This is a genomic window from Sanguibacter sp. Z1732, from assembly GCF_051020515.1.
Lineage (GTDB): Bacteria > Actinomycetota > Actinomycetes > Actinomycetales > Beutenbergiaceae > CALKWS01.
The window spans coordinates 2,777,244-2,799,187 of sequence record NZ_CP194857.1 but is presented as its reverse complement, the minus strand read 5'-3'; the positions used below and the strand labels follow the sequence as shown (position 1 = coordinate 2,799,187).

Here is a 21,944-nt window from a genome sequence, read left to right as displayed (position 1 = left end):
AGCCAACTACTCCGATCGATGCAGTGACTACCGATGTTCATCACGGCTCCCCCGCCTGCCACTTCCCGGTCGAAGAACCACTCTGGTCGTGTTCCCGGGCGGTAGTCGGTGCTTCGCAGGTCGTGCACCAGACGCGGAGCCCCGATCCACCCGGACCGTACGGCGTCGTAAGCAGCCACCTTCTCGGGTAGGAAGTGTTGGATGTGGCCCACAGCCAACGCAACCCCTGCTGCCTCGCACGCCTCGATCATCAGGTCGCAATCCGCAACTGTGGTCGCCATGGGCTTTTCCAACAGCACCTGCAACCCGGCCTGCGCCGCATCGAGGACCATCTGGGTGTGCAACGAATGCGGCGTGCTGATGACCACGGCGTCGAGGTCGCTGTCGAACATCTCGCGGTAGTCGCTGTACACCCGTGCACCATGGGGTTCGGCCACGGCTTCGGCTTCAGACAATGAGCGAGAGGACACCGCGGCTACGTTGACGGTGGGCAACGCTGCGGCCGCTTGGGCGTGCACCGCACCGACCGCGCCGGCCCCCAGGAGCCCGAGTTTCATACCTTCTCCTTGATTGGTTGCGCGGCCTCTAAGGCGCCACACGAACTACGGATGACGATCGGTGGGCGCAGGGTGATCTGGTGTACGGCGTGCAGGTCGTTTCCCTCCACGCGCTGCAGGAGGGTCTCCGCGGCGAGCCGACCCAGTTCGTGCTTCGGCGGGGAAACCGCAGTCAGCGGGATATCCGCGTACGCGGCGCTCTCGTCGTCATACGCAACCAGAGCGAGGTCCTCAGGGATACGGACGTCGGCACGTCGCGCAGCAGCCTCGATCCACGCCGCTTCCCTGTCTCCGAAGACCAGCGCCGCGGTCGCCCCCGACTTCTGCAGTTCTTGCAGCGCTACCTCAGCCCGCTCCAAGGACCATTCCGCAGCCGGTGCGGTGTCGATCGGAAGAGTTGGCAACGCTACGTCGTGCACGGCTGCCTTGTACCCCTGGGCCACCCAGATGCCCGTGGGGTTCGGGTACCGGCACACCAGACCGATCCGCTCGTGCCCCAGCCCGCGCAGATGGTTCACCGCGTCGTACGCCCCGCCTGCATGGTCGGTGCACACATACTCCGAACGGTCCGAGAGTCGGGCCTGAGTGTCACGTCGTTCCAGCATGACTACAGGCACCGGTAAGTTGAAGAGCACCTCGATCTTCTTCTGCGAATCCGCAGCGGACAGGAGGTCGGGAACCGCGATCAGACCATCGATGCCGCTGGCCATCAGGGATGCCATGTCGCGTTCCTCCTCGGCCGCGTCGTAGTGGTAGCACGCGAGGACCATGCGGGCAGAGGCTCCGGAGAGCGCGCTCTCCACGCCTGCGAGCACACGCGGGTAGTACTCCGTTGTGCTTGGGACGAGTACGCCGATCGTGCGCATGGCCCCCGCGCCTGCCCGGGGGTCAGTCGAGACATAGGAGCCGGAGCCCTGCCTGCGCACGATCAATCCATCGTCGGCGAGTTCGTCGAGTGCTCGTCGAACAGTGGTCAGCGACAATCCCCGCTGAGCCATGAGTTCCTTCTCCGTGGGCAACTTTGCTCCGGGCTCCCACCTCCCGCTCAAGATCTCCTGACGGAGGTCCTTGGCCAGTGCACGGAACTTCAACTCCCGCCCGCTCGTGGCGTCATCCACGGCCGCCCCACTCTCCCTTGATTGATTCCTTTGAAAAGGATGCACCTAAGGTGCATTAGATGAAGAGTAGCGGAGCCGAACCGGACTTGCACCCACCTTTGCTCATCGCAAGCTCAACTTCCTTCCATTCGTCTGGCGACAGTCAGGATCAATGGTCACAGCAGTGCAACAATCGTCGACGGATTGGACATTTCGTCCACAGACACGCGATGGGCGCATCTACACTCCTCTCTAAGTCACTCTTGACGATCGCTGGAGTCTTACGCCATCGTGAGCACTTAGACAGCGAATAGATACCTCAGTCAGTTCTAAAGAGAAAGGTGCAATGATGCAGCACTCTCATTCCCGGCGCGTCGCAGTGGTCGGGGCTCTCGGGGCGGTTGCTCTGGTGCTGGCGGCATGCTCCGGAAGCAGCGCCGATGGCGAAGATGGCGAATCCACCGAGTTCACGTACTGGTCGACCTGGAACGAGGGCGAAGCTCAGCAGGAGGTCATGGCCCAGGCGATCGAGGACTTCACCGAGGAGACCGGCATCGAGGTCAACGTCCAGTGGCAGGGCCGGGACAACGTCCAACGACTCGTCCCCGCACTCAACACTGCCGAGGTACCGGACCTCGTCGACCAGTCCTATGTCAACACCTATGGCAGCGTCGTGTCGGCCGGACAGGTACAGGGGCTCTCGACAGCGTGGAACGCCGACATCAATGGCGAGACATTGGCTGACATCGTCCCGTCGCAGTACTTGGAGTACATCGACATTCAACTCGATGACGGTGAGTACTGGATGGTCCCCTACCAGTTGACCTCCGACGCCATCTGGTTCGACGCTGCGGCCCACCCGGATCTGGTGGACAACGCTCCACAGTCGTGGGACGAGTTCATCGACCTGCTGGATGATCTCCAGGCAGACGGACACACGCCGATCGCCTTGGACGGGGACATCCCGGGCTACAACGTGTACTGGTTCAAAACCCTCTTGCTGCGGGAGTTGGGTCCGGGGGCTCTGTATGAGTTGGCCTCGGACGAGACCGGTGCCGCCTGGGATGACCCAGCGGTGCTCGAAGCGGCGCAGCGGGTCCAAGAACTCGTCGAAGGCGGCTACTTCATCGACGGCTTCCAAGGGAGTCAGTTCCCGGAGCAACAGCAACAGTGGGCATCGGGTAACGCTGCATTGCTCTTCATGGGTTCGTGGGCGGCAGCAGAGACGACTCCGTACGCGGCCGATGGCTTCGAGTACTCGTCCTTCCCGTTCCCTGCCGGCACCCATGACAGTGCCCGGGTGGACTTCACCGGGTTCGTGGTTCCGGCAACGGCGGACAACGGTGAGGCGGCGCAGGAATTCGCGGCATTCTTCCTGCAGGAGGAGTACCAGACGATGCTCGGTGAGGGGGCTGGGCTACTGCCCGTCCGGCAGGACGTGGACGTCAACCCCGTTCTTGACACGGTGATGGAGCGACTGTCCACCGCCGAGTCCTTCCACCAGCAGAACGATGGTGTGGCCTTCCCCGGCTACAACGACACCGTCTTCTGGGCCATCAACGACGATCTCGTGCTGGGCAACCTGACGGCAGAGGAGTTCGTCGAAGAAGCCAAGGAAGCCACGATCTCCTACTGGGAGGACCAAGCCTGATGAGTGCTCTGCTCGCACGCGAGCAGGACCTCCGGCCGGCCGGTCCGGGGCACGCCCCGACCGGCCGGTCCGGCAAGACCAGCCAGCGCTCACCCCTGGATCGCCAACGACGCAAGTTGTTCGTGCCGTTCGTGATGCCTGCGCTGCTGTTCTACGTCGTCCTCTTCGTCGTCCCGATCCTTGCTGCGGCGTGGATCAGCCTGCACAACTGGGCCGGTGCCGGGGAGATGGAGTGGGTCGGACTGCGCAACTACGCCCGGCTGGTACGCAACGACCTCTTCCTCCAGTCCTTCCTCAATACCCTGTTGATCCTGTTCATCGTCGGCACGACGATCTTCGTGGTTGCTTTCGCCCTGACGCTGGTGCTGCGGGATATGGCGGGCAAGAGGACCGCCAGGAACGTGCTCTTCTTCCCTCACCTGATCAACGCGCTGGTCTTCGGTGCGCTGGCGGGCTTCGCGTTCAACCCCAACGGGCTCGTGAACACCTTCCTGCGGGCTATCGGTGTGTCCGATCCACCGCTGTGGCTCGCGCGGGACAACCTCTTCGGCCTCGTGATGGCGATCCTGGCCTGGGCGAGCGTGGGGTACTACACCACGATCCTGATGGCCGGTGTGGACCGGATCCCGGAGTACTTCTTCGAAGACGCCGCACTAGCCGGAGCCAGCGCGTTCCAGCGGCTGCGATACGTGATCCTGCCGCTCACGTGGGACGTCTTCGCTGTCTGTGCCGTGCTCTGGACGATCACCTCGGTGAAGATCTTCGAACTCGTCTGGATCTTCGGTGGCACCACCGGCGTGGGTCTACCGCCGCAGGAGATCTGGACATCCGCGGTGTACACCTACATCATGGCCTTCTCCGGGCAGTCGATCCCCTCGTTCGGAATGGCCAGCGCCTCGGCCATGCTGGCACTGCTCCTCGTGGCCGTGCTCATCGTCCTGCTGCGTCGGGTCACCCGGCGCGAAGCCCTTGAGTTCTGAGATGGGGATTTCATCATGACAAGTGCTACCCAGGTCCCCACTCGTAAGCGTAAGAGCGGACTGCGGCGAGCGGCGGAGACCGGACCGCTCCGCAAAATCGGCATCACCCTGACCTGGTTGTTCGTGGCCTTCAACATCGCACTGCTCGCCTGGGTTGTCCTGCAGGGATTCCGCGACACTCGGGAGATCTTCGCCAATCCCTGGGGCTTGCCCGACAACTGGACGTTCGACAACTTCCTCACCGCCTGGAATGCCGGGAACTTCGGTACCGCGGCGTTCAACAGCGTGGTCCTGACTGTGGGCGCCTCAGTGGCAATCGTGGCCCTCGCGGCACCGGCTGCCTACTATCTGTCCCGCCAGGAGACCCGGCTGAGCCGTTCGGTGACCCTGCTGTTCATCCTCGGGCTCGGGGTCCCGGTCCAGGTGATCATCGTGCCGTTGTTCGTGATGCTCGCCCGGGTGGGCCTGACCAACAGCATCTTCGGCCTCGGGCTGGTGTATATGGGCGTGTCGATGCCCTTCACCGTATTCCTGCTCACTGCGTTCTTCCGCTCCCTGCCCGGTGAACTGGAGGAGGCTGCGGCGCTGGACGGGAGCACGCCGGGGCGCACGTTCTGGACCATCATGCTGCCGCTGGCGAAGGGCGGGCTCCTAACCGCTTTCGTGTTGCAGTTGATTTCGAACTGGAACGAGACGGTCCTTGCCCTCGTACTGCTGCAAACCACGGACAAGTACACCCTGCCGATCGCCTTGATCAACTTCGTGCAACGTCAGACCTACAGCGGCGCCGACTGGGGTGGTTTGTTTGCCGGCTTGGTTCTGGTGATCATTCCGGTGCTGGCGGTTTACCTATGGCTGGGGCGGAGACTCACCGAGGGACTCACCCTGGGCATGGGTAAGTAGCGCCGTCCGCCGATGACGACTCCGCCCGAAGGAACCCCCGCTCCGGCCATGAGCGACCGGCCGAACATCCTGCTGATCATGGCCGACCAGATGGCCGCGCACATGATGAGCAATGCCGGTAACCCGGACCTCTCCACCCCGGCGCTGGATCGACTAGCGACCGAGGGCACCAGGATGGACCGCGCCTACGTCACGTTCCCGTTATGTGTCCCGGCCCGCACCTCCCTGCTCACCGGGCAGTACCCGCACACGCTGGGAGTGACGTCGAACGACGTGACCAGCGACGTGCTCGGCCCGGACTCGCTCGGCCACTTGCTGGAAGGCAGCGGGTACCAATGCGCCTATGCGGGCAAGTGGCATGCGGTGCAGCCGAGCGCCGAACCGGGGGACGGATTCGAGCCGATCAAGGACTTCGGAGATCGCGGCCTCACCGAGGCGGTGGACCGGTTCCTGACCACCGGTCGCGACCCGGACCGCCCCTTCTTCCTGGTGGCCTCCTTCGACGATCCGCACACCATCTGCGAGTACGCCCGCGATCAGCCGCTCTACTACGGGGACACCCCGGCCGCCCCGCTGAGGGAGACCCCGAACCTACCGCCGAACTTCGGCCGCCAGCCGTTCGAACCCCAAGCCCTGCGCCAGGAGCAGCACGACCAAGCCAAGGTTTACGGGACAAGCGATTACACCCCTGAGGACTGGCGCCACTACCGGTATGCCTACGCCCGCCTGGTGGAGCGCATGGACGCACGCGTTGGTGAGTTGCTGGACATGCTCGACCGGGCAGGCCTGGCACAGGACACCGTGGTGATCTTCACCAGCGATCATGGCGACGGCGATGCGAGCCATGCGTGGAACCAGAAGACGGCGTTGTACGAGGAGATCGTGCGCGTGCCGTTCCTGGTGCGCTGGCCCGGGAAAGTCGCCGCCGGGCGGGTCGACGCCGACACGCTGGTGTCGGTGTGCCTGGACATGCTGCCGACACTCGCCCAGATAGCCCAGGTGCGGCCTGAGCCGGACCTCCCCGGGCAGAACCTGCTACCGGTGCTTCGTGACGGGGAAGTCCTGGACCGGGAACGCCTGGTCGTGCAGACGAGTTTCCCTACTGCCGCAGCCCCCGTCACCCGCGGACGCGCCGTCGTCGAACATCGCTACAAGTACGTGGTGTACAGCTGGGGGCAGCACCGGGAACAGTTACACGATCTGCATGCTGACCCTGGTGAGATGACCAACCTTGCGGTGGAGTCCCGGCACCATGCCGAGTTGGAGCGGCTACGCGGCGCGCTGCTCGACTGGGCCCGCTCCACATCCGATTTCCAGATGCTCAAACGGCTCGCACTCCCCCAGGACACCCCCGAGCAGGTAGTCGAGGAGATCTATGCCACGCCCTACTGACCCGGACAGGAAGGAGTGGCACAGCGCATATTGACGACCCAGTGAATCGAATCATCTTCAGTAATAGTTTCGTCCACGATCAAGGAGGATCCATGGAAATCACACGTCGAACAGCACTCAAGGGTGCCGGTGCCATGGGATTAGCGGCAATGTTCACCCATACGTTCCACGGTGCAGCGCTCGCCGCTCCTGAAATGAGCACCGCTGAGTTCGAGGAACTACGGCAACGTTGGGTCGACCAATTGACCGGTCGCCTCGAAGTCAATAGCAACGACTCTGCATTCGGCCCCGCCCTGGCTGCCCTGGACCAGGACGCACGGAGCGCGATCGAACTGATCTCGACGGAAGTCGACGACGGGCCAGGCTCCGAATACGACCTCCTGACCAACCCAGACTTCAGTGACGTCGGTAGCGACGGGTTCCCGGTCGCCTGGACTCCCTGGAACCCGGCAGGAGCAGCCCACGCCACCGTCGAGCAGGGTGTAGGCCCAGATGGCGACGCTGCACTGGCGATCACCTCGGAGTCCGGAGCGGATGCCCGGCTGGCTTTCACTCAACGCCTGCCGATCCCACCCGGTGCACCGCGTGAGTTCACCGTGACCGCCCAGGTCAAGGGAACCGGACTATCCGGCGGATTCAGCATGCTCAGGGTGCAGGCCTTCGACGCCGAGGGCTCGGTAGTAGTGCCGATCGGGTCCGGACCGTACCTGCGAGGAACATTCGACTGGCAGTCCTATGAAAGAAGGGTCGAGTTACCACCCGAGGCAGTCGAGTTGTCCGTCGGCGTCATGCTGGACCGGACGGAGGGCACGATCTGGTTCGCCGACATTCAGGTGAACGATGGTGCTGACGCCCGCACCTTCGTCGACCTCCCTTTCCTGCCCGAAGGAAACGAAGGCAACATTGTCACAACCTTCCGTCGCATCCAGGCGATCGCCACCGCCTGGGCCACCCCGGGTTCGGACTACTTCGAGGATGAGAGCGCACTTGAGACCGCATTGGGCGCACTCCGGCGCACGAATGTGCTCACCTACAACCCCAGCACTGCCGAGTACGGCAACTGGTGGGCGTGGGAGTCGGGATCCGCCCGGTCGCTCGCAGACAGTATGGCTCTGCTGGCGGACCACATCGAGCCGGAGCACTTCGAGGATTATGCCGATGCCATAGACTTCTACGTTTCCGACCCCTGGTACCAGTTCCCGGAGGATTCGCCACGCCGTGCTCTCTCGGAGGGCGCGAATCGCGTGGACCTGTGCCAGGCGGTGATCATCCGGTCGATCGCCGGAGCCGACGCCGACCGGCTCGCCCATGCGGTGGCCGGACTGAGCGATGTTTGGCAAATCGTCGAATCTGGGAATGGGTTCTATTACGACGGTTCGTTCATCCAGCATTCGACGGTCCCGTACACCGGGACTTATGGATTGGTCTTGCTCCGTGCGCTGTCCCGGCTCTTCGCCCTGCTTGCCGACACGAGCCACGACATCGACGATCCGAGCCACCAGATCCTGCTGGACTCGGTCGAGGGATCGTTCGCACCCGTGATCTACCGGGCCCAGATGATGGATCCGGTGCGCGGCCGGGCCATCTCCCGAGAGCATGAACGCAGCATCGACAACGGATTCATGGCAATCGAGGCCATCGCGACCCTCGCGCAATCAGTGGAAGCGGCCACTGCCCGGCAGTGGCGTGGACGCTGTCTGCACTGGCTGGAGACCAACGACTACCGGTCGATCTACGACGGCGCCTCAGTTCCCCAGGTGGCCATCATCAAGGAACTCGAGGCCTCCGGCGCCGAGCCAGTTCCGGATCCTTTGGGTCCGACACTGTTCGCCCGGATGGACCGGCTCGTGTACCGGGGAGAGGACTGGGCCACCGCGATCGCGATGTGCTCCGATCGCATTGCGTGGTACGAGTGCGGGAACGGTGAGAACGAGTTCGGATTCAAGACCTCCAACGGGATGACATATCTGTACCTGCCTGATGACATCGCGCACTACGACGACGAGTACTGGCCGACCAGCGACCTGATGGCTCCGGCAGGCACCACGGTTGACACCACCGAGTTGCCCGCCCGGACCGAAGGCCAATGGGGTTTGAGTACGCCCGATAACGAGTGGACCGGTGGCGCGGCTCTCAATGACATTGCTCTCGCCGGACAGCACCTCATCGGTCCCGGCGGGACGGGCCTGAACGCGCGCAAGACCTGGCTCTGCCTGCCGGACATGATTATCGCCCTGGGCAGCGACGTCGTCACAGGTTCCGGGAATGAGGTCAAGACGGTCATCGAACACCGCAATCTGGGCGAGGATCACCGCCGTCTGGTCGTCGATGGTGTGGAAGTCACGGCGGCGACCGAGGTCGGCGACCCGACCTGGGCGCACGTGGAGGGGGTGGCTGGTTACCTGCTGCTTGACGTACCCCAGTTGCGTGCTTCGGTGCGCGAGCGATCCGGTAGTTGGTCGAGGAACCACACCGCCGGTTCGAGTACTGAACACACCCGGGTGTATGCCACCTTGGAGTCGGTCCACGCACCGGATCGCACCACCTACGCCTACGCGGTATTGCCGGGGGTGAGCGCGAATCGCACCCAGGCGCGCTCGCACAATCCCGGGATCGAACTCCTCGCCAACGACGCGGATGTCCAGGCCGTCCGGATCGGGCACGTTCAAGCCGCGAACTTCTGGGGACCGGGGCGAGGTGGAGAGATCTCCTGCGACCAGCCTGCCTCGGTCCTGGCTGAGATCAATCCGGGCCGCGGCCGTGTTTCGATCAGCGATCCGACCCACCAGGCCGACACCGTCGAAGTGTTCCTGCACGGGAACCAGCCCCGTCGGCTCGCCGGGCAGTCGGAACGGGTACAACTCCATCCCGAAGACAGCGGCCTGCGGATCGTCGTGGACACCGCCGGACTCGGTGGTGTGCCGGTGACCTTCGAGCTGAGACGGTGAACGACGGCTGGGCCCTCCCCTCAGCGGGAGGGCCCAGCGATGGTCCACTGCCCACCACGAAAGCACGAGAGGGATCGATGCGCAGTCCTCGCAACCAGCCAACCGGCGGGGCTCAACCCCGCAACATCCTTTTCCTGATGACCGACCAGCACCGGCTGGACACACTCGGCTTCTACGAGGGCACGCCGGCGTACACTCCAGTGCTGGACGACCTCGCCGAGGTCAGCACCGTGTTCACCTCCGCGTACACCCCCAGCGCGATCTGCACGCCGGCCCGGGCGAGTCTGGTCACCGGCCTGCACCCCTTCGAGCACGGCCTCCTGGCGAACTACGAGTGGAACTCCGGGCATCGCGAGGAACTACCCACCGATCACGCGGTCTTCTCCCACCAACTGCGTGCCCAGGGTTACAACGTCGGGCATGTGGGCAAGTGGCACGTGGGCCGCCGCCGGGGTCCGGCCGAGAGCACGGGTTCGACGGGGATCACATCGCCGGAGCGCTGAACGACTACACCAATCCCGGCTACCTGGCGTGGCTGGAACGCCACGGTCACCCGCCGGTGGAACTCACCGAGCAGATCCACACCAGGCTGCCGGACGGCAGCCAGGGCCATCTCCTCGCCTCGCGGCTGCGCCAACCCACCGAGGCGACGTTCGAGCAGTACCTGGCGGACCTGACGATCGAGAGAATCGGCACCTACGCAGCCGAGGGGAAGCCCTTCTACCTCAACTGTCACTTCTTCGGTCCGCATCTTCCCTATCTGCTGCCCGATGAGTGGTTCGACCTGATCGACCCGGACCAGATCGAACTGCCGGCATCGATGGCGGAGACCTTCGCTGACAAGCCCGAGATCCAATGCACGTACTCCCAGTACTGGGGTGCCGACGGTTTCGACGCCGTGCGATGGCGCAAGCTCATCGCGATCTACCGCGGTTACGTCGCCCTGATCGACCACCAGGTGGGCCGGATCCTCGCAGCACTCCAAGACCACGGGCTGCAGGAAGACACGGTGGTGTGCTTTACCGCCGACCATGGCGAGTTCACCGGTGCCCACCGGTTGAACGACAAAGGCCCGGCGATGTATGACGACATCTACCGCATCCCCGCCCTGGTGCATAACCCAGGGGTGCGGGGAGCCCGGTGCGACGATTTCGTTTCGCTACTGGACTTTCACGCCACCATCCTGGACGTCGCCGGGATTGACACCGCTGCCAGCAGAGGAACCAGTTTGCTGGACCCCTCAGCGCTGCACGAGCGCCGGGAGATCGTCGCGGAGTTCCACGGCCACCACTTCGGTTATTCCCAGCGGATGCTGCGGGACCGGCGCTTCAAACTGATCGTCAACCCCGAGGGCACCGACGAACTCTACGACCTGCAGTCCGACCCGCATGAGTTGCGCAATGTCGTGGCCGTGCCCGCGTACGGCAATGTGGTGACCGATCTGCGACGGCGGTTGTACCGCATCCTGTGCGAGCGTGGTGACCGCTTCGCCCAGTGGATGGCCATGATGTCCGGAATCCCCGAGGTCGACCGGATTCGACCCGAGACCGCCGTGGAGTCCCACGTACAGTAGAGGTGCTCCGCCCCAGAGGCATCCGCACGGGAGGTTCAGTTGACAGGTCCCGGTGACCGCAGCACCGGCGCGACACCGGTGCGGCTCCACACCTCGAAGGAGCGTTCCCGACCGGAGCACAACGCTAACGAAGCGCGCAAGATCCGGCGCGACCTCGTCGACCTGCCCGGCGGTGTCTTCGCGATGGGGAGCGAGGATCCCGATGCCCACCCCGCCGACGGCGAGGGGCCGGTCCGCACGGTCGAGGTCGAACCGTTCCTGATCGGATCCACCACCGTCACCAATGCCCAGTACGAACGCTTCGTGAAGTCCACGGGATACCGCACCCAGGCGGAGGAGTTCGGCTGGAGCTTCGTCTTCCACCTCTTCGTGCGTGACATCGACCCCCGCATGGTACGCGGCGTGGCCGCAGGTACCCCGTGGTGGGTCGGAATCGATGGCGCCGACTGGCGCCATCCGGAAGGTCCGGGTTCCTCACTGAAAGATCGCCGCGACCACCCCGTGGTGCATGTGTCATGGCATGATGCGCAGTCCTACTGTGCGTGGTCCGGCACCCGCCTTCCGGACGAAGCCGAATGGGAGTATGCCGCCCGTGGTGGGCTCCTACGACGGCGGTACGCCTGGGGCGACGAACTCACCCCGGGTGGCAGACACATGTGCAATATCTGGCAGGGCGACTTTCCCCGCCACAACACCGCGGACGACGGGTACGTGGGCACCGCCCCGGCGAGGTCCTTCCCGGCCAACGGGTACGGGCTGTTCAATGTAGCGGGCAACGTCTGGGAGTGGACAGTGAGCCCATGGGCCCAGTCCCCGGGCCGATCCACGCCGGATGTGTGGACCATCCGCGGTGGTTCCTACCTGTGCCATGACTCCTACTGCAACAGGTACCGGTGGCCGCCCGGACGTTGAACGCCGGTGACTCCTCCTCCGGCAATACCGGCTTCCGAATCGCCGCCGACGCCCGCTGAGTGATCCAGCGCCACCGTGCCGAGATGCGACGCCGGATGTGCGACTGTGTGCGACTCCGTGCTTCTTCATCCGGCCCTGCCTACTGTGTGACCCACGACACCGCGCTGCAGGCCGATGTACCGCATGGACCAGTAAGGACGCTGATGCGACCCGATCGCGACACCACCACCCACTCCCGGTTCCGCTACGCGGCATTGGCCGCCGCCGTGGCGGTGGTCATCGGACTGGGGGCATCCACCCCGGCCGTGGCCGCCGTCCCCGAACTGACCAACCCCACGTTCGCCGATACCAACGGCGATGGCCACCCCGACGGGTGGGGCACCTGGAACCCTGCGGGCGCAGCCACCGTCGAGGCCGTGCCGGATGCCGGCCCCGAGGACGGGCCTGCTGTCTCGATCACCTCCGAGTCCGGGCCCGACGCCCGCCTGGCCCTGACGCAGCGGATCACGGTCACCCCCCAGACACCACGTGAACTGACCGTGACCGCCCAGGTCAAGGGTGAGGAACTCTCCGGGGGCTTCAGCATGCTGCGTGTGCAGGCCTTCGATGAAGACGGCGTCGCCGTCGTGCCCGCACGGCCCGGCCCCTACCTGACAGGCACCTTCGACTGGCGCACCTACGAGTCCCGCATCGAACTGCCCGCGGAAGCGGTGCAACTGGCCGTGGAACCGATGCTGGACCGCGCCAGCGGAACAATCTGGTTCGCCGACGTACGGATCGCCGAAACCGTCGACCAGGCGACCTTGACCGCCTCGGCCACGTCAGCCGGCCCGGTTCATCTGTTCTGGGAACTGACCGAGGACGACGACGATGCTCACGCGTATCGTGTCTACCGCACCGAGGGGAGCGAGGCGCCGGAGCCGTCCGAGGAAACCTTCGTGCGCGAAGCCCACGCCCTGACGACCGCGGACACTGGGGCCGAACCCGGCACCACCTACACCTACGTCGTCGTCGCCCACGCCGCCGATGGTTCCGTGATCACCACCACTCCCCCGGCCACCACCACGACGCCGGAGACGTTCGAGCGCGAGCAGGTCATCTCCACCCTGACCGCACTGGAGACCGAGGACGGTGCCAGGGTGGCCTGGTCCCTGCCCGATGATGCCTCAGCGGAGGGCCTCGCCTTGGCCACCGAGAACGGACGTGAGTCGGTGTCTGGCCAGCAGGGGGCCGTCGTGGTCGACGCCGCACCCGGCGAGCGGGTACGACTGCTCGCCGGCGACAGTGAGATCGCTACCGCCACGGTTGGTGCTGCCGAGCACCCAAGGTCGATCAGCGAGGACGCGATCGACCGAGTCCGCGCGCACCTGGACGCCGAGCAACCCACCGTCACCGGTGCATGGAACAACCTCATGACCCGCCTGGACGCTGGCGATGACGGCCCCTACAACCGCCCCGACGGCAGCGCAGGCCTCTACCGCGCCGGGACGCCGCGTTCGCCTACCTGGTCACCGGCGACGAGCAGTGGGCACAGGTCGCCTTCGACGCGGTGATGAGCGCAGCCGACTTCGTCGTCGCCCGCGATGTCAACATGGGCCTGGAACTGGGCCGGGCGAACTTGTCGTTGGCGCCGGTCTACGACTGGGCCTACAACGGATGGGACACCGACCAGCGCGCCCAGGTACGGAACCTCATGACCCGGTCGGTCGACCTACTCTCCACCTATCACCACGACGCCCTGTTCGACACAGAGAAGACCAGCAACTGGGTCGGGGTGACCCGCGCGCCCGAACTGCAGGTTCTCCTCGCCGCGCGCGGAGATGGCGACTTCGGGATGTATGACGACCGGATCGCCTATGTCACCGACCAGGTCGCACAGCACTTGGACCAGGGATACACCGACCACGGGTACACCCAGGAAGGCTGGGACTACCTGCACTACACCGGCCTGTACATGCTTCCCTCGATCTACTTCGCCCAGAGCGCCGGTCTCCAGGTGCTCGACGCGCACGTCGAGCGGCCGCAATGGTGGAACCTGGCGCTCCACGTTGCCTCCTCCCGCCCGGACGGCGATGTCGCCCAGTTCGGTGTCTCCGGTCCGAACGGGCAGGTGTCGGGGCTCTTCCCCCTGTTGTTCCCGCTCACGCCGGAGGGCGCGCTCCCCGGGCTGCGCCACACCTATGACCACGTCCAGGGAACCGAGCATCCCCGGCCGCAGTTCGACCACCTGCACTCGATGTGGACGATGCTGTACTACCCCACCGAGGTCAGCAGCGACCCGGCGCAGATCAGCGCGCCGGAGGCGTTCACAGCGATCCTGGACGATGAGCCGGGGTTCTACGCCTTCCGCTCCGGGTACGCCGACACCTCTGATGCGATCATCGCCACCTCCAACCGGAACACTCAGCACCGCGGCTGGTCGGCCGCGGAGACGTTCTCCCTGTCCTGGATGGGGCACGGGACCACCTGGGCGACACTCGGAGCCCGCGCGGCCACGGAACCGAACCTGTGGAGCAAGCCACTGGTGGACGGGGAGTTGGAACCGTACCGTAATCAGTACGAGACACTCACCGGTGACGGCGTCACGCTGGAGTCGGTCGGTTACGCCGATCAGGGTGGCGGATATCTGCACCTGGACGGATCCGGAAACTTCGGCGTCAACCTGGCCGAGCGGCAGCAGGTCGTGGATCTCGCGCCCGGGCACGACGCCGATGCGATCGTGGTCATACGGGACCGGTTCGCCGACGATCAGTCACGGACGTGGGATTGGCAGTTGCGCCCCGAGCAGGGCGTGCGAATCGAGACCGCAACCGATCCCGGCAGCGGATCACCCGACTTCACCTTCAACGACGACGAGGGAGCGGCGCTGAGCGGATTCGTCCTGGGTCCGGACGCTCCCGACATCGTGATCGATGATGGGACCCTACGGATCTCCACCGAAGGCGAGTCGGCCGACTTCCGGATCGTGCTGGCCACATCCGCCTCCGGACAGTTGAGCCTGACCGACGCCGACGACGGCACGGTGGTCCTGGACGGCAGGGTAATCGACTTCGACACCCTCGACACCGGTACGGCCCTGCCCACCGAGGACAGCGACGACGGCGCCACCAGTGCCCCGGGCGTGGGCGTCCTGGGGACCACCCAGGGACGAGCCCATGGCCTGCGGGACGGGTACTTCGATGTGTCCGTGAACATGTGGTGGGGCGAGAATGCGGGCACCTTCCGGTTGTACGAGAACGATGAACTGATCGCTACCGAATCCCTGGAGATGGACAGCCCGAACGCTCAGAACGCAGAGGTGAGGATCCAGGGCCGCCCGAACGGCGACTACATCTACACCGGTGAACTCGAGAACTCCGCCGGCACCACCGCCACCCGACCCGTGACCGTAACCGTGCGGGACGCCGAGCCAGGAGTTCCGCAACTCAGCCACGACAACTGGAGCCGCTCGCCCGCTTTCACGGTTGATCTGAATATGTGGTGGGGCACGAACGCCACGGAGTATGTCCTCTACGAGGACGATGCGGAGATCGCCCGGGGAGCACTGGAGGCCAACACACCACAGGCGCAGCAGGTTCAGATCGCGGTCACCGATCGCGATCCGGGTACTTACTCCTATCGAGCCGAACTGATCAACGAGTTCGGCTCTACCACCGGCCGAACGATCACGGTGCGGGTCGATTCCTGAGCACGCCGAGCGGCGCCTTGTGCGGCGCGGCACGGATCATTGAAGATGATCTGATGATCCCGGCGGAGCGTCGCAACCATATCCTGCGGGAACTCCGGCTACACCGTGCGGTCCGCGTCGGAGAGTTAGCCCAGAAGTTCGGTGTCGCGGCCATGACCATCCGCCGCGACTTGGAACTGCTGGAGGCCGACGCACACCTCCAACGGGTGCATGGCGGCGCAGTCCCCCTCCGCCCACCTCAGGGCAGGACGAGCCGCCAGGGCACACCACCACTGGCGACCGTGGGTTTGGTGGTCCCGTCCCGGAACTACTATTTCCCCGAGATCATCCGAGGAGCTCACGTCGCCGCCGGCGAGTCGGGGGTGCGTCTGATCCTGGCTATCTCCGGGTACTCCCGCGAGGTGGAGCAGCAGCAGATCAGGCGCCTGGCGGCCACCGGAGTCGATGCGTTGCTGGTCACGCCGGCGGACACCGTGGCGGCGGATCCATCCACGTACCGACTCCTCAGTTCCCTTCCTGTCCCGGTGATCATCGTGGAGCGATCGCTGGACCGTGCCGATCCGGGCATGCCCCTGAGTTCGGTCCGGAGCGACCAGCGGCACGGCGCTGAGCTCGCCGTCCGGGAACTGGTAGAGCGTCACCATGACCGGTTCCTGCTGGCCTGGCGGGCCAGCCCCACCGCCGAGGCGGTCCGCGCCGGGGTGCGCCGCGCGGTGCGGGCCCTGCGGCCGCGCGGGCATCTCGCTGAGGTACAGATCCTGCTGGCTGGCGCCGACCCGGCCAAGGCCCTGCTTCGAGCGGGCGAGGTTCTAGACGCCGCGGTGGACCTGAACATCGGTGCGCTCTTGATGTTGCCGGACGAAGCCGTCATAGCTCTGCTTGAAGTAGCGCAGGACCGCGGCATCCAGATCCCCCAGGACCTGGAGATCATCGCCTTCGACGATGAAGTCTCCGCGCTGGCGCCCGTTCCGGTCACCGCAGTCTCACCGCCCAAGTTCGCGGTCGGGCACACCGCGCTGACCTCCTGCCTCGCGCACCTGAACACGCCAACCCCTGCAGGTCCGCAGCGCACCGCGCTGCTACCCACCCTCAGGGAGCGAATGTCCACCCAGCCCCTGGCTCAGCCCCGTCCACGGACCGTCCACTAGGACCTCGGGGAGGGTGCCGTGACGACCGCGACGCTGCGCCTGTCCTTGCACGACGTCATCTACGAGGCCGCTGAGCACGTCAGGCCTGGCCTTGTCTGGCGAATGATCCGGAGCCAGGTTTCGTACTTGCACTTCACGCGGAGCGTCAACCCGCCCCCACTCCCCCGGGATGCGTACCCCCAACTGAGCTGTGACGATCGGAGGCATGACGCAGTCGAAGAACCAGAACGTCTTCGTCCTCGGCCTGGACGAGCCGAACCTCGAGGTCCTGCACGCCGTGCCCGGATCGGAGGACCTCACCTTCCACTACCTCCTCACCCCGGCGGAGTTGCAGGAGGGTCAGGTCAGCATCCCTGATCTGCTGGACCGTGCGGAGGCACAACTGGAGGCCTTCCCCGGCTCCGTCGATGCGATCGTGACCTACTGGGACTTCCCGGCCAGGATGATGGTGGCTCTTCCACTTTCAGCGTGGTGAGGGGTGTTCACGCCGCCTTTGGTGACGTCGTGTAGGCCATTATGCGGCAGCGGTAGTTGTCATGATTGCGATACCCGCGTCCGATGCGTTTGAAGGTCTTGGCGGTCAGGTTCGCCGCCTCGGTTCGGGCGTTGGTGGTGCGGGTGCGGCAGAAGGTGAGCAACTCCCGGCGCCACGCAGACAACGTCTTGAACAGCCGGCGCGGCTCGGGCAGGCGGGTGGCCCGCACCGCCTTCTCCAACTCCGACCAGGCCCGTTGGAACGCTGCGGTGTCGCGGGTGGCCATCAACTGGCGCACGTGTTCCTTGATGCCCCAGGCCACGGCCAGTTCGATGTCGGCCTCCAGGATCTCCTGGAGACGTTCTCGCTGGCGCACCGAGAGTCGGTCCCCGGCGCAGGTGAGCAACTTGCGATACCGCCAGGGCGGGTCGATCAACCGGCCCCGCCGGCCATGAACCTCCCAGGCCCGGCGTCGGCGCACGTCGGTGAGCATCTGGTTGGCCAGGCGGATCACGTGCCAGTGATCGACACTGATCTTCGCTTTCGGCAACACCTCGCGAACGGCGGAGCGGAACTCACTGGACATGTCGATGGCGACTGTCTCCACGCGTTTGCGCCACCACCGCGGCCGGGCCCGCAACCAGGACTTGACTGCGGCCGCCCGGGGGTCCGTCGACGACGTCGAGGATCGCGCCGGTGTCCAGGTCGGTGAATACGACCGACCACGGCTCTACTCGCACCGTGGCCCCGATGTCGGCGTCTCGGACATAGCGCACCTTGCGGAAGCGGTGCTCATCGATCCCCAGCCGGCGCACCAGGCGCGAATCGGCGTGCCCGTCTACATCCAAGGTCTGGGTGGCCAGGCGCATCACTGTGGTCCACGACAACCCATGCTCCCCGGCCACCCCCAAGACCGCCCGCGGCTCGGTGCGCAGCGCCCCGGCCACCGTCGCAGCCAAGCGCGTAGTCACCCTGGCCCGGGCCGGCAACTCCTCGGTGACCTCGGTGAACGTGCCCCGCGGGCAAACCTGCTCGGCGCACAGGTATCGGCGCTTGCGCACCCGCACCACCACCGGCTGCCCGCCGCAACTGACGTCTCTGACCTGCTGGACCGGGCGCGAATGCACCCGGTTCGACATCACCCCACACGAGGGACACCCGTCCTCGCCGGCAGTGGTTTCGATCAGCACCACCCGCTGCCCATCGGCACGCCGCGAGGCGGTGATCACCCGGTAACCGGGCAGGTTGAACAGAATCGACGCAGCATCGCGCCGGTGCGTATCGTGGCACACAGGCTCGTGGTCCCTTCTCCAACTGGATGCTTTGACAACACCCATGTTGGATCAGGGCCACGAGCCCCTACCTCAACGGCACACCACGCTCAAAGTTGAAGAGCCATGATGGTGCCGATCCTGTGCCACCGGCGCGGCCTGCCCACCGCCAGCCTGGACGCCGTCGTGCGCTTGGAGCACAAATACTGGAACCGCCTGATCCAGGCCCGGGTGATCGACGCCCTGCCGGCCTTCGGGCTTCTGGACCTGGAGGCCGAGCCACCGCACCTGCCCCAGGGGGTGGACTACCCGGCGTGGATCAAACCCGCCATGTCCGCCTCCTCCGAGGGTGCCTACCACGTCGAGGACGCCGACCAACTCGCCGAGGCGATCCCGAGCGCACGCGAGGACGTGGTGCGGATGGGTCGGCCCTTCGAGGACATCCTGGCGATGCTGGACCTCCCTGCGGAGATCGAACAGATCGGCGGCGCCGTCTACATGGCAGAGGAGGAGGCCACCGGACGGCAGATGACCGTCGAAGGCTTCATTCACAACCAGCAGGCCCACATCTACGGCCTGGTCGATTCCACCTCCTACCCCGGCAGCGCCAGTTTCCAGCGCTACACCTACCCCTCCAGCGAGCCCGACCGCGTCGTGGAGCAGGTCGCCGACGCCTCCCGCGAGGTGATCCAGGCCTCCGGTCTGGACAACTCCACCTTCAACATCGAGTTCTTCTGGGACCCCGGCACCAGCCGGCTTCGGCTGCTGGAGGTCAACGCCCGCCACTCCCAGGCGCACGCCACCTTGTTCGAAATGGTCGACGGCGTCCCGAACCACGCCGCGATGGTGGCCCTGGGGCTGGGCCGGCGTCCGCACATCCCGGATGACAAGGGCCCCTACCCGGTGGCCGCCAAGTGGTTCCTGCGTCACTTCGCCGACGGCGTCGTGCGCCGGGTGCCCACCGCGGAGCAGATCGCGCAGTTCGAGCAACGCGTGCCTGGAACGAAGGTGGACGTGGTCGTGACCGAGGGCAGCAGACTGTCCGATGGCTACTTCGAAGACAGTTACTCCTTCGCCCTCGCCGAGGTGATCACCGCCGGCACCGATGACGCGGATCTGCAGCGCAAGTACGACGAGTTCCTGCAGGCCCTGCCCTTCGAGATCGACGACGACGAGGAGGCCTGAGTGCGCACCGTCACCTCTCTGCCGCATCAGGTGAGCGAAACCGAGCACCTGTGGGTCCCGATGCGCGATGGCACCCGGCTGGCCGGCCGGTTGTGGCGGCCGGTCGCCTCCGACGATGAGCCGGTGCCCGGCGTGGTGGAGATCATCCCCTACCGCAAACGTGACCTGACCGCCCAACGCGACTCCATCCACCACCCCTACATGGCCGGGTACGGGTACGCCTGCTTGCGCGTCGACCTGCGCGGCTCCGGGGACTCCGAGGGCGTCCTGGAGGATGAGTACCTGGAGCAGGAGCTGCAGGACTGCGAGGACGTGCTGGCCTGGCTCGCCGACCAGCCCTGGTGCAGCGGGCGCACCGCGATGATGGGGATCTCCTGGGGCGGCTTCAACGCTCTGCAGGTGGCCGCCCGGCGCCCAGCCAGCCTGGGCGCGATCGTGACCGTGTGCTCCACCGACGACCGGTACACCGACGATGTGCACTACATGGGCGGGTGCCTGCTCACGGACAACCTGTCCTGGGCATCGACGATGTTCGCCTACAACTCCTGCCCGCCCGACCCCGCGATCGTGGGCGATCGTTGGCTGGACCTGTGGAAGCAGCGCCTGGAGGGCAGTGGCCTGTGGCTGGAGTCCTGGCTGGAACATCAGCGCCGGGATGAGTACTGGCGGCACGGTTCGGTGATCGAGGACTACTCCGCCATCGAGGTGCCGGTCTTCGCCGTCAGCGGCTGGGCCGACGGGTACTCCAATGCCGTGTTCCGGTTGCTCGAAGGCCTGCAGGTGCCCTCCCGCGGGCTGATCGGGCCGTGGAGCCACAAGTACCCGCACCTGGGCCAGCCCGGCCCGGCGATCGGGTTCCTGCAGGAGGTGGTGGGCTTCTGGGACCACTGGTTGAAGGGCGAGCGTGACAACGGCGCGATGGACGGTCCGCAACTGACCATCTGGATGCAGGACGCCGCTCCCCCGGCCACCACCTACGACGACCGTCCGGGGCGCTGGGTGGGTGAGCCGACCTGGCCCAGCCAGCGCCTCACCGAGCGCGTCTACCCGCTGGAGCTGTACAAGATCCTGGACCCGGAGCAAGCCGGCTCCAGCCAGATCAGCACGCAGACCTCCACGGTGAAGTCCCCGCTGTCTGTGGGCCAGTTCGCCGGTAAGTGGTGCTCCTACAACGCCCCACCGGACATGCCCTATGACCAACGGGAGGAGGACGGCGGGTCCCTGGTGTTCAACGGGGAGGAGTTGACCGAGACCCTGGAGGTGCTCGGGGCCCCGGTGGCTGAACTGGACGTGTCGGTGGATCAGCCGGTGGCCCAGGTGGTGGTGCGCCTGTCCGACGTCGCACCGGACGGTGCGGCGACCCGGGTGACGTACGGCGTACGCAACCTGACCCATCACAGCGGCTCAGACTCGCCGTCAGCCCTCACTCCCGGGGAACGCCTGAAGGTGCGGGTGCCGCTGAACGGGATCGCGCAGTCCTTCCCACCCGGGCACCGGCTGCGCCTGGCTGTGTCCACGTCGTACTGGCCGGTGGTGTGGCCACCACCGGAGCCGGTTCAGATGACGGTGCATCCGGCTACCAGTTCCCTGGTGCTCCCGGTTCGACCCCTCGGGGTGGACGACGGCGAGGACGCGCCCACGTTCGCTGAACCCGAGGGTGCCCCGCCGCTGGAGGTGACGCAGATCGAACCCGGTGAGCAGGACTGGCGGGTGAGCCGGAACATGGTGGACCTGACCGGTGCGCTGGAGGTGGTGAAGGATCTGGGGGTGGTGCGCTTCGACGACATCGATCTGAACGTGCACCGCAATGCCAACGAGCGCTATACCTTCACCTCCGGTGACTTCAACTCCGTGCGCGGCCAGACCCTGTGGCAGATGGGCTTCTCCCGTGGCGATTGGGAAGCGCGCACCACCACCCGCACAGTGCTGACGTGCTCACCGACACACTTCCACCTGTACGCGGAGTTGGACGCCTGGCACGGGCCCGAACGCGTGCACTCGGCGACGTGGAGCCGGCAGATTCCGCGCGACCACGTGTAGCGGGAATCCTCAGCCGGCCGCCGGGGCAGCAAGCAGGTCCGCCAACGGCTCCGGATCCGGGGCACCGGGGTCGGGTCCCGAGTCGGCGAAGACGGTGACCTCCGTTCCCGTCCGGCGGTAGCGA

The 21,944-nt window shown here is 65.8% G+C and carries 15 protein-coding genes and 2 pseudogenes; 14 read left to right on the top strand and 3 right to left on the bottom strand.

The window, feature by feature from the left end:
- Window positions 1–53 precede the first annotated feature (53 nt).
- Both ACRRRO_RS14710 and ACRRRO_RS14705 read right to left on the bottom strand, forming a co-directional pair.
- Window positions 54–557: pseudogene (locus ACRRRO_RS14710) on the bottom strand (Gfo/Idh/MocA family protein); the annotation flags it as partial.
- Entirely contained in the window at window positions 554–1,675 is a 1,122-nt protein-coding gene (locus ACRRRO_RS14705; protein WP_424798306.1) for a substrate-binding domain-containing protein, read from the bottom strand. The gene ACRRRO_RS14705 and the pseudogene ACRRRO_RS14710, both read right to left, overlap by 4 nt.
- Window positions 1,676–2,000: 325 nt before the next feature.
- Here ACRRRO_RS14705 and ACRRRO_RS14700 point away from each other — a divergent pair, with 325 nt between their 5' ends.
- The 12 genes from ACRRRO_RS14700 to ACRRRO_RS14645 all read left to right on the top strand — a co-directional run bounded on the left by ACRRRO_RS14700 (window position 2,001) and on the right by ACRRRO_RS14645 (window position 17,324).
- On the top strand, window positions 2,001–3,305 hold the full coding sequence (locus ACRRRO_RS14700) for an ABC transporter substrate-binding protein (RefSeq protein WP_434080482.1): 1,305 nt from the start codon (window positions 2,001–2,003) through the stop codon (window positions 3,303–3,305).
- On the top strand, window positions 3,305–4,285 hold the full coding sequence (locus ACRRRO_RS14695; RefSeq protein ID WP_424798289.1) for a carbohydrate ABC transporter permease: 981 nt from the start codon (window positions 3,305–3,307) through the stop codon (window positions 4,283–4,285). Before ACRRRO_RS14700 ends, ACRRRO_RS14695 begins: the two co-directional genes overlap by 1 nt.
- Window positions 4,286–4,300: 15 nt before the next feature.
- A complete protein-coding gene (locus ACRRRO_RS14690; protein ID WP_424798288.1) occupies window positions 4,301–5,188 on the top strand; it encodes a carbohydrate ABC transporter permease in 888 nt (295 codons plus the stop codon).
- A gap of 48 nt (window positions 5,189–5,236) precedes the next feature.
- Entirely contained in the window at window positions 5,237–6,580 is a 1,344-nt protein-coding gene (locus tag ACRRRO_RS14685; RefSeq protein ID WP_434080481.1) for a sulfatase family protein, read from the top strand.
- A gap of 41 nt (window positions 6,581–6,621) precedes the next feature.
- The gene (locus tag ACRRRO_RS14680; protein ID WP_434080480.1) at window positions 6,622–9,528 is read left to right on the top strand and encodes a polysaccharide lyase 8 family protein; all 2,907 of its coding nucleotides are present in this window, start codon (window positions 6,622–6,624) and stop codon (window positions 9,526–9,528) included.
- A 137-nt stretch (window positions 9,529–9,665) separates the two neighbouring features.
- Window positions 9,666–10,031 (top strand): sulfatase-like hydrolase/transferase, encoded by a 366-nt coding sequence (locus ACRRRO_RS14675; protein ID WP_434080479.1) that lies wholly within the window; start codon window positions 9,666–9,668, stop codon window positions 10,029–10,031.
- The gene (locus ACRRRO_RS14670) at window positions 9,959–11,101 is read left to right on the top strand and encodes a sulfatase-like hydrolase/transferase (protein WP_434080478.1); all 1,143 of its coding nucleotides are present in this window, start codon (window positions 9,959–9,961) and stop codon (window positions 11,099–11,101) included. The genes ACRRRO_RS14675 and ACRRRO_RS14670 overlap by 73 nt, the downstream gene beginning before the upstream one ends.
- Before the next feature lie 39 nt (window positions 11,102–11,140).
- Window positions 11,141–12,013, top strand: a complete 873-nt coding sequence (locus ACRRRO_RS14665; RefSeq protein ID WP_434080477.1) for a formylglycine-generating enzyme family protein — start codon at window positions 11,141–11,143, stop codon at window positions 12,011–12,013.
- A gap of 203 nt (window positions 12,014–12,216) precedes the next feature.
- A complete protein-coding gene (locus ACRRRO_RS14660; RefSeq protein WP_434080476.1) occupies window positions 12,217–13,566 on the top strand; it encodes a hypothetical protein in 1,350 nt (449 codons plus the stop codon).
- The gene (locus ACRRRO_RS14655; protein ID WP_434080475.1) at window positions 13,566–15,701 is read left to right on the top strand and encodes a hypothetical protein; all 2,136 of its coding nucleotides are present in this window, start codon (window positions 13,566–13,568) and stop codon (window positions 15,699–15,701) included. Before ACRRRO_RS14660 ends, ACRRRO_RS14655 begins: the two co-directional genes overlap by 1 nt.
- Before the next feature lie 53 nt (window positions 15,702–15,754).
- Complete coding sequence (locus tag ACRRRO_RS14650) at window positions 15,755–16,849, top strand: substrate-binding domain-containing protein (RefSeq protein ID WP_424798283.1); 1,095 nt, start codon at window positions 15,755–15,757, stop codon at window positions 16,847–16,849.
- 205 nt (window positions 16,850–17,054) lie between these two features.
- Window positions 17,055–17,324, top strand: a complete 270-nt coding sequence (locus ACRRRO_RS14645; RefSeq protein WP_424798282.1) for a hypothetical protein — start codon at window positions 17,055–17,057, stop codon at window positions 17,322–17,324.
- A gap of 7 nt (window positions 17,325–17,331) precedes the next feature.
- Here the strand turns inward: ACRRRO_RS14645 and ACRRRO_RS14640 are convergent.
- Window positions 17,332–18,661, bottom strand: a pseudogene (locus ACRRRO_RS14640) (ISL3 family transposase).
- 60 nt (window positions 18,662–18,721) lie between these two features.
- Between ACRRRO_RS14640 and ACRRRO_RS14635 the strand changes: the two are divergent.
- Together ACRRRO_RS14635 and ACRRRO_RS14630 are read left to right on the top strand one after the other, a co-directional pair.
- Window positions 18,722–19,780: an ATP-grasp domain-containing protein gene (locus ACRRRO_RS14635; protein ID WP_434080474.1), complete on the top strand. Its 1,059-nt coding sequence runs from the start codon at window positions 18,722–18,724 to the stop codon at window positions 19,778–19,780.
- Window positions 19,781–21,820 (top strand): CocE/NonD family hydrolase, encoded by a 2,040-nt coding sequence (locus tag ACRRRO_RS14630; protein WP_424796912.1) that lies wholly within the window; start codon window positions 19,781–19,783, stop codon window positions 21,818–21,820.
- The last annotated feature ends 124 nt before the right edge of the window (window positions 21,821–21,944 follow it).

Bases quoted from the DNA above. Each gene is read 5' to 3' on its own strand.
- ACRRRO_RS14700 (WP_434080482.1), top strand. From the start codon at position 2,001: ATGATGCAGCACTCTCATTCCCGGCGCGTCGCAGTGGTCGGGGCTCTC.
- ACRRRO_RS14695 (WP_424798289.1), top strand. From the start codon at position 3,305: ATGAGTGCTCTGCTCGCACGCGAGCAGGACCTCCGGCCGGCCGGTCCG.
- ACRRRO_RS14690 (WP_424798288.1), top strand. From the start codon at position 4,301: ATGACAAGTGCTACCCAGGTCCCCACTCGTAAGCGTAAGAGCGGACTG.
- ACRRRO_RS14685 (WP_434080481.1), top strand. From the start codon at position 5,237: ATGAGCGACCGGCCGAACATCCTGCTGATCATGGCCGACCAGATGGCC.
- ACRRRO_RS14675 (WP_434080479.1), top strand. From the start codon at position 9,666: ATGACCGACCAGCACCGGCTGGACACACTCGGCTTCTACGAGGGCACG.
- ACRRRO_RS14660 (WP_434080476.1), top strand. From the start codon at position 12,217: ATGCGACCCGATCGCGACACCACCACCCACTCCCGGTTCCGCTACGCG.
- ACRRRO_RS14655 (WP_434080475.1), top strand. From the start codon at position 13,566: ATGAGCGCAGCCGACTTCGTCGTCGCCCGCGATGTCAACATGGGCCTG.
- ACRRRO_RS14650 (WP_424798283.1), top strand. From the start codon at position 15,755: ATGATCCCGGCGGAGCGTCGCAACCATATCCTGCGGGAACTCCGGCTA.
- ACRRRO_RS14645 (WP_424798282.1), top strand. From the start codon at position 17,055: ATGACGCAGTCGAAGAACCAGAACGTCTTCGTCCTCGGCCTGGACGAG.
- ACRRRO_RS14635 (WP_434080474.1), top strand. From the start codon at position 18,722: ATGATGGTGCCGATCCTGTGCCACCGGCGCGGCCTGCCCACCGCCAGC.